Source organism: Kushneria halocnemicola (assembly GCF_965650455.1).
Taxonomy (GTDB): domain Bacteria; phylum Pseudomonadota; class Gammaproteobacteria; order Pseudomonadales; family Halomonadaceae; genus Kushneria.
The window spans coordinates 2,089,644-2,102,870 of record NZ_OZ287968.1; the positions used below are offsets into that span (position 1 = coordinate 2,089,644).

At 59.5% G+C, this 13,227-nt stretch carries 10 protein-coding genes; 3 read left to right on the forward strand and 7 right to left on the reverse strand.

Translation table 11 applies throughout. The features are described from left to right. Positions 1-294 precede the first annotated feature (294 nt). Positions 295-1,245, reverse strand: a complete 951-nt coding sequence (gene pssA, locus ACS92L_RS09555) for a CDP-diacylglycerol--serine O-phosphatidyltransferase (RefSeq protein WP_438764452.1) — start codon at positions 1,243-1,245, stop codon at positions 295-297. A 72-nt stretch (positions 1,246-1,317) separates the two neighbouring features. Here pssA and ACS92L_RS09560 point away from each other — a divergent pair, with 72 nt between their 5' ends. Beyond that, on the forward strand, positions 1,318-1,842 hold the full coding sequence (locus ACS92L_RS09560) for an MOSC domain-containing protein (RefSeq protein WP_438764454.1): 525 nt from the start codon (positions 1,318-1,320) through the stop codon (positions 1,840-1,842). An 80-nt stretch (positions 1,843-1,922) separates the two neighbouring features. On the opposite strand, the gene ilvC is transcribed toward ACS92L_RS09560, so the two are convergent. The 3 genes from ilvC to ACS92L_RS09575 all read right to left on the reverse strand — a co-directional run bounded on the left by ilvC (position 1,923) and on the right by ACS92L_RS09575 (position 5,216). After that, positions 1,923-2,939, reverse strand: a complete 1,017-nt coding sequence (gene ilvC, locus ACS92L_RS09565) for a ketol-acid reductoisomerase (protein WP_438764456.1) — start codon at positions 2,937-2,939, stop codon at positions 1,923-1,925. Positions 2,940-3,003: 64 nt separating this feature from the next. Next, complete coding sequence (gene ilvN, locus ACS92L_RS09570) at positions 3,004-3,495, reverse strand: acetolactate synthase small subunit (RefSeq protein ID WP_115853657.1); 492 nt, start codon at positions 3,493-3,495, stop codon at positions 3,004-3,006. After that, positions 3,495-5,216, reverse strand: a complete 1,722-nt coding sequence (locus ACS92L_RS09575) for an acetolactate synthase 3 large subunit (protein ID WP_438764458.1) — start codon at positions 5,214-5,216, stop codon at positions 3,495-3,497. The genes ilvN and ACS92L_RS09575 overlap by 1 nt, the downstream gene beginning before the upstream one ends. 600 nt (positions 5,217-5,816) lie before the next feature. Between ACS92L_RS09575 and treF the strand changes: the two genes are divergently transcribed. Continuing rightward, entirely contained in the window at positions 5,817-7,433 is a 1,617-nt protein-coding gene (treF, locus tag ACS92L_RS09580; RefSeq protein WP_438764460.1) for an alpha,alpha-trehalase TreF, read from the forward strand. 84 nt (positions 7,434-7,517) lie between these two features. On the opposite strand, the gene clpB is transcribed toward treF, so the two are convergent. The 3 genes from clpB to rluD all read right to left on the reverse strand — a co-directional run bounded on the left by clpB (position 7,518) and on the right by rluD (position 11,998). Further along, entirely contained in the window at positions 7,518-10,106 is a 2,589-nt protein-coding gene (clpB, locus tag ACS92L_RS09585) for an ATP-dependent chaperone ClpB (RefSeq protein WP_438764462.1), read from the reverse strand. 180 nt (positions 10,107-10,286) lie between these two features. Then, complete coding sequence (gene pgeF / locus ACS92L_RS09590) at positions 10,287-11,042, reverse strand: peptidoglycan editing factor PgeF (protein ID WP_438764464.1); 756 nt, start codon at positions 11,040-11,042, stop codon at positions 10,287-10,289. After that, complete coding sequence (gene rluD, locus ACS92L_RS09595; protein ID WP_438764466.1) at positions 11,039-11,998, reverse strand: 23S rRNA pseudouridine(1911/1915/1917) synthase RluD; 960 nt, start codon at positions 11,996-11,998, stop codon at positions 11,039-11,041. Before rluD ends, pgeF begins: the two co-directional genes overlap by 4 nt. Positions 11,999-12,202: 204 nt before the next feature. Here rluD and ACS92L_RS09600 point away from each other — a divergent pair, with 204 nt between their 5' ends. Further along, positions 12,203-13,009, forward strand: a complete 807-nt coding sequence (locus tag ACS92L_RS09600; protein WP_438764468.1) for an outer membrane protein assembly factor BamD — start codon at positions 12,203-12,205, stop codon at positions 13,007-13,009. Positions 13,010-13,227: the final 218 nt, after the last annotated feature.

Here is a 13,227-nt window from a genome sequence, read left to right on the forward strand (position 1 = left end):
ACAAATTGCCTGATCGACTTGTTAAAGAGCGTCTCGAAGATGTTGCCTCAGTCGCCGTGGCGGCTGCTTCGAGAGAGTGGGCATTTTACAGCCCTGAATCGAAAAGTCAACCTCTTTTTTTCGATCCGGAAGTCAGCGGCTGGATTTGAAATCCTGATTGAGCGACCAAAACCCCAGTCAAAACAATCACCTGCTTAACTTCCCCGCCGCCTCGTCGCCGTGTGCTCCGTGGCAGCGGATGCGTACTTTATAGATCAGACCGGGACCACGCAACCCCTGATTTTAAAAAAGCGGCTACTTTCTTTCATCGGATGTTTCGGATGCTGGCGAAGGGCCCGCCACCGTTGACTCATCAGTATTACCTGATTTTTCTTCCTTTTCTGCTTCGGCTTCTTCCATCTCTTCTTCGGTCGTTGCGATACCGCTGGTGATGGGTTTTGCATGACCGGTGCGACGCAGAATCGCCAGTATCGGACCGGAAGCGGCGTAGCTGCCAAACAGCAACAGCAGCATGATGGCCGGCTCCAGCGAGATAAGAACAAAAGCCAGCACGATGGCCAGCAGTGCCACAAAGGGAACGGGACTTTTCAGATCCACTTCCTTGAAGCTGTAGTAGCGAATGTTGCTGACCATCAGAATGCCTACTGCCGCGACAATAATGGCCATGAGTACCTTGAAACCAAAAGCGGTGGCTTCAAAGCTGTGAAAGGTCCAGACGAACCCTGCTACCACGGCTGCAGCCGACGGGCTGGGCAACCCGATGAACCACTTCTTGTCGGTACTGCCGATCTGCACATTAAAACGCGCCAGACGCAGCGCCGCCCCCGCCACATAGATAAAGGCAGCTATCCAGCCGAGGTTGCCGACATCCTGAAGAATCCAGGCAAAGGCCACGATGGCAGGCGCCACACCAAAAGAGAGCATATCAGCCAGGCTGTCGTATTCTTCGCCAAAGGCGCTTTGCGTATTGGTCATGCGAGCGACCCGACCATCAAAGCCATCGAGCACCATGGAGACAAAGATGGCGATGGCCGCCGAACCGAAATTGCCATTGAGTGCTGCCACGACAGAGAAAAAGCCCGAAAACAGGGCAGCCGTGGTAAAGAGATTGGGCAGTAGATAGATGCCGCGCCGGCGTATGCGCTCACCGTCTTGCACGATGTCTTCAACCACTTCCGTATCATCCTTGAACTCGGAGAAGGGATCGCGGGGCGGTCGGTTGTTTGGTGGGGGCGTCTGCGTCATGACAACAATGTCCTTTGAAAAGATACGACCATCAAAGCATAGAAGACGACCAGGTGTTAACACGGAGAGGCAATGGAAAGTTTAAGAAACCTCATGACACAGTTCCCCCATGCCGGCCGTCTTGAATGGTTGAGCCGACGCCCCCGGCGTCACGGTGACGTCAATGTCATGGATGCCCTGACGCTGATCGAGGGTCAGGGTATCGAAGGCGATCATTACAGCGCCCGGGGCGGCAAGCGTGAAGTCACGCTTTTTCAGGCCGAGCATCTGTCGGTCGTTGCGGCCTTTTGCAGCCTGACTGATCTCTCCCCCGAACAACTCAGACGCAACCTGCTGGTGTCGGGGCTCAATCTACTGGCCTGTCGACAGCAACAGCTTATGATCGGCAGTGATGTCCTTATCGAGATCACCGGCCCCTGCGCGCCCTGTAGCCGCATGGAAAAGGCACTGGGCCCGGGAGGCTATAACGCTTTGCGTGGCCATGGCGGCATGACAGCCCGCATCTTACGAGGCGGCATCATTTATCGCGGCGACCGCGTTGCGGTAGCCCCCGCGACCAACAGCGCCGTGCAGGGTCAGCTTTTTCAGGAAAATTGAACGGCAGACACAAAAAAACGGATGCGACATATCACATCCGTTTTCTCGAGATCTTTCAGCTGTCCCGATGGGTTTTCAAATCAGTTTTTCGACTTGTCGACCATCTTGTTGGCAGCAATCCAGGGCATCATGCCACGCAGTCTGGTGCCCACTTCCTCGATCTGGTGCTCGGCACCGCGGCGACGCTTGGCCTTGAGGGTCGGGAAGCCAGCCTGGTGGTCCAGAATGAAGTCCTTGGCAAAGGTACCTTCCTGGATATCCTTGAGGACCTGGCGCATGGCGTTTTTGGTCTCTTCGTTCACGATCTTCGGACCGGTGACGTAATCACCATACTCGGCCGTATTGGAGATCGAGTAACGCATATCGGCCATGCCACCTTCATACATCAGGTCGACGATCAGCTTGAGCTCATGCAGACACTCGAAGTAGGCCATTTCCGGGGCGTAGCCTGCTTCCACCAGCGTTTCGAAACCAGCCTGTACCAGCGCAGTCGCACCGCCACACAGAACAGCCTGTTCACCGAAGAGATCGGTTTCGGTCTCTTCCTGGAAGGTGGTGTGGATGATGCCGGCACGGCCGCCACCGTTGGCGCTGGCGTAGGAAAGCGCCAGTTCACGTGCCTTGCCGGACTTGTCCTGATAGACCGCGATCAGGCTGGGCACACCGCCGCCCTGGGTATAGGTCTGGCGAACGGTATGACCGGGCGCTTTCGGAGCGATCATGATGACGTCCAGATCTTCGCGCGGCTCAATCTGCTGGTAATGCACGTTGAAGCCGTGTGCAAAGGCCAGCGCAGCACCTTCTTTCAGATTGGGCTCGACGTCGCGATAATAGATCTGCTTTTGATGCTCATCGGGTGCCAGAAACATGACGATGTCGGCACCGGAAACCGCATCGGCGACTTCAGCGACCTTAAGACCTGATCCTTCTGCCTTCTGCCAGGAACCGGAGCCCTTGCGCAGCGCGACCGTCACATCAACGCCGGATTCCTTGAGGTTGTTGGCGTGCGCATGGCCCTGCGAGCCGTAGCCCAGAATAGTGACCTTCTTGCCCTGAATGAGAGAGAGATCGCAATCCTTGTCGTAATAAACCTGCATTACCTTCACCTTTTAATGGACGGCAGCGCCATCGGTTGACATAAACATTGTATAAACCCGGGTGTCAGAGGCTCAGCACCTTGTCACCACGTGCAATCCCGGAGACGCCGGTACGCGCCACTTCCAGCACACCCAGCGGCGTTACCGCCTGCAGGAAGGCATCCATCTTGGTGGCGTCACCGGTAATCTGCACGGTATAAACGCTTGGCGTGACATCCACGATCTGGGCACGAAAGATATCTGCCGTGCGCTTGACCTCATCGCGGGCACTTCCCTGCGCCTTGACCTTGACCAGCATCAGTTCTCGCTCGATGTGCGCCCCTTCGGTCAGATCCACCAGCTTGACCACATCGATCAAACGATTGAGGTGCTTGGTGATCTGCTCGATGATGCGCTCATCGCCATGGGTTGTTACCGTCAGACGCGACAGTGTCGGATCATCGGTCGGGGCAACGTTGAGCGTTTCGATATTAAAGTTGCGCTGGGAAAAGAGCCCGACCACACGTGACAGCGCGCCCGGCTCATTTTCAAGCAGCATCGATATGATATGGCGCATCAGGTTCGCTCCGTCTTCGACAGCAGCATGTCACACATGGCCCCCTGCGGAACCTGCATCGGGTAGACGTGCTCGCGCGGATCGACATGAATGTCGAGAAACACCAGCTCATCCTTCGAGCGAAAGGCCTCTTCCAGCGCCGGCTCAAGCTCCTCGGCCGTATTGACCGTAATGGCCTTGAAACCATAGGCGCCAATCAGCTTTTCAAAGTCAGGCAGGGACTCCATATAGGAGTGCGCGTGACGGGACTTGTAATTCAGATCCTGCCACTGGCGAACCATGCCCAGCGAAGCATTGTTGAGATTGACGATCTTGACCGGAATACCGAACTGCTTACAGGTCGACAGCTCCTGCATCATCATCTGAAAGCTGCCCTCCCCCGTGAAGAGCACGACATGCTCGTCGGGATAGCTGAGCTTGATGCCCATGGCGGCCGGCAAACCGTAGCCCATCGTTCCCAGACCGCTTGACGAGATCCAGCGATTGGGCTGATTGAACCGGTAATACTGGGCGGCAAACATCTGGTGCTGGCCGACATCGGTCACCACATAGGCATCACCATGAGTCGCACGATGCACGGCCTCAACCACCTGCTGAGGCTTGAGCGGCTCACCCGCGGCGGCCGGCTCGTAGAGCTTGCCGCGACGTTCATCACGCCAGGCGTTGATGGTTTCCCACCACTCATCAAGCGGCTCCTGCGACTCTGCACGCTGACCGATCTGATTGAGCATCTCGTTGAGCACGTGATCGGCGGCCCCGACAATGGGCACATCGGCATGCACGGTCTTGGAGATGGAGCTGGGATCAACGTCGATGTGCACGATGCGGGCATCGGGGCAGAACCGATTGACGTTGTTGGTCACGCGGTCATCAAATCGCACGCCCACGCCCAGCACCAGATCACTGTTGTGCATGGCCATGTTGGACTCGTAGGAGCCATGCATGCCCGGCCAACCCAGCGACTGCGGATCGTTTTGCGGAAAGGCCCCAAGGCCCATCAGGGAGGTGATCACCGGGATATTGAGCCGATGCGCCAGCGCCGTCAGTGCCTCGGAGGCACGACCGGTAATGACGCCACCCCCGGCAAAGATGACGGGACGCCGGGCGCTCATCATCAGATCGACCGCCTTGCGAATCTGACCGGTATGCCCGCGTGAGACGGGATTGTATGAGCGAAGTTTCACCTTGCGCGGATAGACGTACTCATAGCGCTCGGTCGGCGCGGTCATGTCCTTGGGTATGTCGACCACCACCGGCCCCGGCCGCCCTGAAGAGGCGATATAAAAGGCCTTTTTGAGCACGGTGGGTATGTCGGAAGGATGACGGATCGAAAAACTGTGCTTCACTATCGGCCGTGTGACCCCGACAATGTCGGTTTCCTGAAAGGCATCCTCGCCAATCAGATGGCTGGCCACCTGACCGCACAGCACGACCATCGGTATGGAATCCATATAGGCCGTCGCAATCCCCGTAACCGCATTGGTCGCACCGGGGCCCGACGTGACCAGCACGACGCCGGGCCTGCCGGACGCACGGGCATAGCCGTCAGCCATATGGGTAGCTGCCTGTTCGTGGCGAACAAGAATATGTTTGACATCATCCTGGCGGAAAAGCGCATCATAGATGTGTAGCGCTGCACCGCCCGGGTAGCCGTAGATATATTCAACGCCCTCATCCTTGAGGAAGCGGGCGATCATATCGGCTCCGGAAAGCAATTCCACGTTTGAGTTCCCCTATAAGGTCTCGAGTGCGTTCACGATGCGATGCACATCGGCGTTCGAGGACGGCTGTGCCGCCTGCCGCGGCCCGGGGCCAGCGACACCTGATGCTGCAGACTGATGATGGGTTGCAGCGAGGACCTGCTCAATCTCATGTCGGGTCGACATATAGGGGCGTTGATCAGGCAGGAGGTTGGCCCGCCTGTTCAGGTCCTTGGGCAGGCAGGCAGTCGCCGCGCGACTGTCCTCCATGACCCCGGGGATCGCCCGGGAATTCATGCCTGCGATCAGGAACCTTCAAGACTCTATCAGTGATGCGCCGGTGTCAACTCATGCATGCGCATTTATAGCGCCCAGCCCGTAAAAAGGGGCTGCATATTGCACGATATCGGTGCATGGAAGCACAACAGTTTCGATTAGTCTCTGCCGTTATCGTGTGTACCAGGGGAAAGACGTCGGGATGAACTATTCTGCGTTAACGCCGGTCATCATGAAGGGATGCCTGTGCGTCGCAGGCGTTTCGAAAACTGTCAGGACAACGTCATCTTCACCCTGCCAGTCACGATCGGGCAGAAACGCAATTTATTGTTTCAGGGATTTGCCATGACCATGACCGCTGCCGCATCGACCTCTTCGATGCCGGACACGCCGGAGGTCGCAGAACTTCCGCCATTGCCAGAGCACCTTTGGGGCATGCTGTTTCATGATGTTCAGAGTCGCGGTCTGTTCGATGACAGCAAGACCTTTGTCGACATGATTCCGACCCAGTCGGTCGAAGAAATCATGGCCGACTACGCCCGGCTCTGTGATCGCTATTCAAACTGTAGCGATGTGCCCTGCGTCAGCAATGACGCGCTGCGCGAATTTGTCGAGGCACGTTTTGAACGCATTGAAACCCAGGCCAACGTTGAACCGCCCGAGCGTCAGGGCACCGTTCGCGATCATATTGACGCGCTCTGGAACGTGCTGACGCGACAGCCGCGGCCCCGCTACAACCCCAACTCTTCCCGTCTGCCGCTGCCCCACGCCTATGTGGTTCCGGGCGGTCGCTTCAACGAGATCTATTACTGGGACAGCTACTTCACCATGCTGGGCCTGTATGAAAGCGGTCGTATCGACCTGATGCGTGACATGGTCAACAACGCCGCCTTTTTGATCAACGCCTATGGGCATGTCCCCAACGGCAATCGTACCTACTATCTATCACGCTCCCAGCCACCCTTTTTCTGCGGCATGGTCGGCCAGCTCGCCCAGTACGACGGGGAAGGGGTTTATGCGCATTATCTGCCCCAGATGGAGCGTGAATATGTCTACTGGATGGATGGCGTCGAGGCACTCCACAACTGCGAGGCCTACCGACGCAGCGTCAAGCTTCATGAAGGCACGCTGCTCAATCGCCACTGGGACGATCTAAACACGCCACGCGAAGAATCCTTTCGTGAAGACATGGAAACGGCCGATCGCACCACGCGCAACCATATCGAGGTGTGGCGCAACATTCGTGCCGGCGCCGAAAGCGGCTGGGATTTCAGCTCGCGCTGGCTGACCGACCCCCATGACCTGGCCACCATTCGAACCGTGGACATTCTGCCGCTGGACCTGAACTGCCTGCTGTATCACATGGAGTCCACGCTTGCCTCAACGCATCGAAGGCTCGGGCACTATCAGCGCGCCGACCTGTTCCAGAGTGCGGCCAATTCGCGACTGGACGCGCTGCGTCGACTTTTCTGGTCGCAGGAAGAAAAGCGTTTTGGAGACTACCTCTGGCATGACGACGCGCTGACCGACAGCGTTAACGCCTCCATCGTCTTTACACTCTATTTTGGTGTGGCGACCGAGGAGCAGGCAGGACACGTGGCCCATACGCTGGAAAACCAGCTGCTCCAGCCCGGCGGCCTGGTGACCTCCACCATCGATACCACGGAACAGTGGGATGCCCCCAACGGCTGGGCACCGCTTCAGTGGATGGCCATCAAGGGACTCAAGCGCTACGGTTACGAGCAGCTGGCCGACACCATCGCCAAACGCTGGATGCACAACAACTTCTACCGCTTCGAGAAGGAGCACAAGCTGCTGGAGAAGTACAACGTCATGGACATCGACGGTGCACCGGACGGCGGCGAATACCCCTCCCAGGACGGCTTTGGGTGGACCAACGGCGTTTTACGCGCCCTGCTGGCCATCTATCCGGACGCCACGCTGGACAATACGGCGCCCTGAAAAAAGCAGGGGTCGCATGATAAAAAAAGGGCGGCTACCCCGGGTAGCCGCCCTTTTATCGTCTGGCGTCAGTATCGGCTCATGTCACATCCCGGGCTCAAGGACCAGCTCACTGTCGCGAACATCAATGCGAACGGTATCACTCGGCGCGTAGCGTCCGGCCAGCAGCGCCTGTGCCAGCGGATTTTCGATGCGGTTCTGGATCGCGCGACGCAGCGGCCGCGCGCCATAAACCGGGTCGAAGCCGGCTTGAGCCAGCTGCGTCATGGCCGCCTCGCTGATGGAAAGCGAGACATCGCGGTCGGCCAGACGCCGGCGCAGCTGATCAAGCTGGATATTGGCAATCGCCTGAATCTGCGCCTGCCCCAGCGCATGGAACACCACCACTTCATCGATGCGATTGATCAACTCGGGGCGAAAGTGTGAGGACACTTCGTCCATGACCGCCGCCCGCATACGCTCATAGCCGGCATCATCCTGCTCGCTGGCATAATTCTGGATAACGCTGGAGCCCAGATTCGAGGTCATCACGATCACGGTATTGCGAAAATCCACCGTACGCCCCTGCCCGTCGGTCAGCCGACCGTCTTCCAGCACCTGCAACAGGATATTGAAGACATCCGGATGGGCCTTTTCCACTTCATCAAGCAGCAGCACCGAATAGGGCTTGCGCCGCACGGCCTCGGTCAGATAGCCGCCCTGCTCATAGCCGACATAGCCCGGAGGCGCCCCGATCAAACGGGCCACGGAGTGCTTTTCCATGAACTCCGACATGTCGATGCGCACCATCGCTTCCTGGGTATCGAACAAAAATCCGGCCAGCGATTTGCAAAGCTCGGTCTTGCCCACCCCGGTCGGCCCCAGAAACAAAAAGGAGCCGTTGGGACGGTTGGGATCACTGATGCCGGCCCGCGAACGGCGTACCGCATTGGAGACAGCGGTAACGGCCTCATCCTGACCGATCACGCGCTCATGCAGCGCCTCTTCCATGCGCAGCAGCTTGTCACGCTCGCCCTCGAGCATTTTCGACACCGGAATGCCGGTCCAGCGCGAAACAACCTCGGCGATCTCCTCTTCGGTCACGATCGAGCGAAGCAGCTTCAACGGCGTGCTTTCGGCTTCACCGGCCTCGCTGATTTTACGCTCAAGCTCCGGAATCAGACCGTACTGGATTTCCGACATGCGCCCCAGATCGCCCTGACGACGCGCCGCCTCCAGATCGGTACGCGCCTGCTCAAGCTCGGCCTTGTACTGCGCCGCGCCCTGCAGACTGGCCTTTTCGGCCTTCCAGACCTCTTCAAGATCGGCGAATTCACGCGACATTGACTCGATCTGCCCTTCCAGCAGCTCAAGGCGTTTGCGGGTGGCCTCGTCCGTTTCCTTTTTGAGCGCTTCCCGCTCGATCTTGAGCTGAATCAGCCGACGCTCGAGCCGATCCATCTCCTCGGGCTTGGAGTCCATCTCCATACGAATGCGTGAAGCCGCCTCATCGATCAGATCGATCGCCTTGTCCGGCAACTGGCGGTCGGTGATATAGCGCGTCGATAGACGCGCCGCGGCAATAATCGCCGGGTCGGTGATATCGACGCCGTGATGGACCTCGTAGCGCTCCTTGAGCCCGCGCAGAATGGCGATGGTGTCCTCCTCGGAAGGCTCATCGACCAGTACCTTCTGGAAGCGGCGCTCAAGCGCGGCGTCCTTTTCGATGTCCTGACGATACTCGTCAAGCGTGGTCGCCCCCACGCAGTGCAGCTCACCGCGGGCCAGGGCCGGCTTGAGCATGTTGCCGGCATCCATCGAGCCTTCGGTCTTGCCGGCCCCCACCATAGTGTGGAGCTCGTCAATGAAGAGAATGACGCGCCCCTCCTCCTTTGCCAGCTCGTTGAGCACGGCCTTGAGGCGCTCTTCAAAATCGCCGCGGTACTTGGCACCCGCCAGCAGCGCCCCGAGATCCAGCGACAGCACCCGCTTGTCCTTGAGACTCTCGGGCACCTCGCCGTTGACGATGCGCTGGGCCAGCCCCTCGACGATGGCGGTTTTGCCCACACCGGGCTCACCGATCAGCACCGGGTTGTTCTTGGTCCGACGCTGCAGGACCTGGATGGTGCGACGAATTTCATCATCGCGACCGATGACCGGGTCCAGCTTGCCGCTGATCGCTCGCTCGGTCAGATCCGTGGTGTATTTGTCCAGCGCCTCACGCTTTTCTTCGGCTTCGGCATCATTGACGCTGTCACCGCCGCGCAGCGCATCGATGGCACGACGCACACCCTGCTCGGAAAGACCGGCACCGCTCAGAGCGCGGCTGATGCTTGATTTCGACTGCAGCGCGGCCAGCAACACCAGTTCAGTGGCGATAAATTGATCACCGCGTTTTTGCGCTTCGCGGTCGGCCAGATTAAAAAGCTGGCCCAGCTCCTGGCCCATGGTGACGTTGCCATCGAACTGACTGACCGTTGGCAGGTCATCCACGTGTTTGACCAGCGCGTCGCGTACGCGTCCCGGGTCGCCGCCGGCTTTCTGGATCAATCCCTTGAAGCCGGAGTCACGACTGTCGAGCAGCGACAGCAGCACATGACCCGGCTGGAGCTGATTCTGGCCCCGCCCGGCTGCCAGCGACTGGGCATCGGCCAGTGCCGTCTGCAGCTTGCTGGTAAGTTTATCGATTCGCATGGTGTGTCCTCTCATCCGGCGCCCTGTCCGGTCATGGCCGCACAGCGGCAGACCCGGCATTTCAAGGCGCGTTTATCAGCATCTTGCCAACAAAGATGGGGGCGGCAGGAGGGGTTTCAAGCAGACCGGCAAAAATATTATGTTAAATACAGAGGCATTGGCCGGCGCACCGGCAGCGCGCTAGCGAAGCCAGATCACGCTGCTCATGCGCCCGGTCAGGCCGTTGTCACGACGATGGGAGTAAAAGCGTGAATCGGAGGCCGTGCAGAAGTGGCCGCCACTGATATCGGTCACGCCCAGTGCTTCCAGACGCAGACGCGCCAGACGATAGAGATCACACATGAAGTGACCCAGCCGATAGGGGCTTGCCTCAAAGGCAATGGCGGCTTCGGGATGGACATTGACGAAAGCGTCATGCACCTCGCGCCCCACTTCATACTGCATATTGGAGATCGCGGGGCCCAGCCAGGCCATGACCTCTTCCGGGGCGCAGCCAAACGCCGCCACGCTCGCCTCCAGCACACCACCGGCAAGCCCTCGCCAGCCGGCATGGGCTGCGGCCACCCGGGTACCTCGCCGGTCACAAAACAGCACCGGCAGGCAGTCGGCGGTCTGGACCACGCAGGCATACTGCTGATCGCGCGCGATGGCGGCATCGGCCTGCGGCGGCGGGGTCTGATAGGACTGCTGTACCCGCGCGCCATGCACCTGATCAAGCCACAAAAGTGGCCGATGATCCCCGATCCTTGCCCCCAGCAGCTGACGCAGCCAGGCCACCGTTTCCGGATCATCGCCCACGTGGGACGCCGCATTGAAGGCCGCGTAGGGCCCCTGGCTGGGACCGGTTTCCCGGGTGGTCACGAAGGCACCGACCGATCCGGGTGCCACCCAGTCCGGCACGATCAGCGTAGGTTGATCACGGCTGTCCTGAGTCATGTATCCGCCTGATCGTCGCGCAGGATATCGAGCAGCATGAACATGTCATCGGGCAGTTCCATGCCAAATTCGACGGTTTCAAGGCTTGCCGGGTGCGTAAACGCCAGTCGGCGCGCATGCAGGGCCTGACGTGAAAAGTGACGCAGCGTCTCCTTGAGCGCCTCGCCGGCGCCGGCCGGCAGCTTGAGCCGCCCGCCATAGACCGGGTCGCCGACCAGCGGGAACCGCTGATGCGCCATATGCACGCGAATCTGGTGGGTACGTCCGGTTTCCAGCCGGCAGCGGATGTGAGTGTGACCGCGAAAGCGCTCGACCACCCGGTAATGCGTTACGGCCGGCTTGCCGCCGTGGGCCACGACCGCCTGACGTTTGCGATCCGCCGGGTGCCGGCCGATGGGCGCATCCACCTTGCCGCCTGCGATCATGGCGCCAATGACAATGGCGTCGTATTCGCGCTTGACCCGGCGCGCCTGCAGCTGCTCGACCAGAGAGGTCTGCGCCGCCAGCGTTTTGGCGACCACCATCAACCCGCTGGTGTCCTTGTCCAGACGATGAACGATGCCGGCGCGCGGCAGGGTCGCAAGCTCGGGGGCGTGATGCAGCAGCGCGTTGAGCAGCGTACCGCTGTAGTTGCCCGCTGCCGGATGCACCACCAGTCCGACCGGCTTGTTGAGCACCAGCACGTCATCATCTTCATGCACGATATCCAGCGCGATCGCCTCGGCCTCCCAGACCGGGTTTTCTTCCAGCACGGCATTGAGTATCAGCGTGGCGCCCGACATGACAGGGGTGCGCGGGCGCAGCTGCTGGCCGTCCACGGTCAGAGCGCCCTCCTTGATCCAGCTTTTGAGGCGCTCGCGGGAAAACTCGTCAAAGAGTTCGGCGGCCGCCTGATCCAGACGCAGACCGGTCATGGCGTCGGGGACAATGCGTGTTTGTTCGATGGTCTGTGACATGCAATTCTCTGCAGGAGCATGGGCCGAGCATTTCGCCACGGCTTTACAATGCTTTATAGTGCGGGTGCTTCGGGACCGGGAACAGGCAGCGCGTCATTCGCGTAATGCGCTGCCGGTCCGTATAGTAGGCCCCACACACTTCATTCAGTAGCTGTTGGGCGGATTCTATCATGCCGCCACGGTTTGTTTGAGACGAGGACGACAATGCGCGCCATTTCCCTGAGCGCCCTTGCGCTGGCTGCCGTCATGCTGGCCGGTTGCGCCAGCAGCCAGAGCCAGGAGCAGGATAACGAGCTCACCGAGCAGCAGCTTTATCAAAACATTCAGCAGGCGCTCGACAATGGCCGCTACTCCGCTGCCGTCACTCAGCTTGAAACGCTTGATAACCGCTTTCCGTTCGGTGAATACGCCCAGCAGGCGCAGCTCGAACTGATCTACGGCTACTATCAGGTCAGCAACTGGGAAGCCTCCCGCGCCGCGGCCAGTCGCTTTATCCGGCTTCACCCCGACCATCCGCAGGTCGATTACGCCTATTACATGCGTGGCATGGCGGCCTGGGAGTCAGGACGCTTCAGCCTGGAAAGTCTGGATCTGATCGATATTTCCAAGCGTGACTTGGGCGCCACGCGAGATGCCTACGTTGACTTCGGCGAAGTTGTTCGCCGCTTCCCCGACAGTGCCTACGCCCCCGATGCCCGACAGCGCATCATCTTTTTGCGCAATGTTCTGGCCCGTCACGAGCTTCAGATCGGCGACTTCTATCTGCGCAAGCAGGCCTATCTGGCCGCCGTCAATCGTGGCCGCTGGGTGCTTGAGCACTATCCGCAGACCCCTGCCACGCGTGACGCGCTGGCCGTCATGGTGGAAGGTTACATGGGTCTGGACATGCAAAAGGAAGCCCGTCAGGCACTGGCCGAGCTGATCCACAACGACCCGGACAATGCCCGTCTGCGGGGTGACACCTTCAATCCGCGCTATTTGCGCGGCTCGCTTCGCCTCGAAGACAGCTGATTCGTTAGTTCGAATGCCGCTGTCAACAAACGCCCCGCCGTCCTCCGGCGGGGCGTTTTCGATGGCAGACCGGGCGAAACGCTTTTGCCCTCATGATATTCTTTTGCCCTTGGACGCCGCGGTAGCGCCGCGAGCATGGCGCAGAACCGCATCCCCCTGTTTTCGTTCAGACAGGGCCTGTGGTCTGCCTTCAGCCTCTCAGGAGTCAGGATTCATTC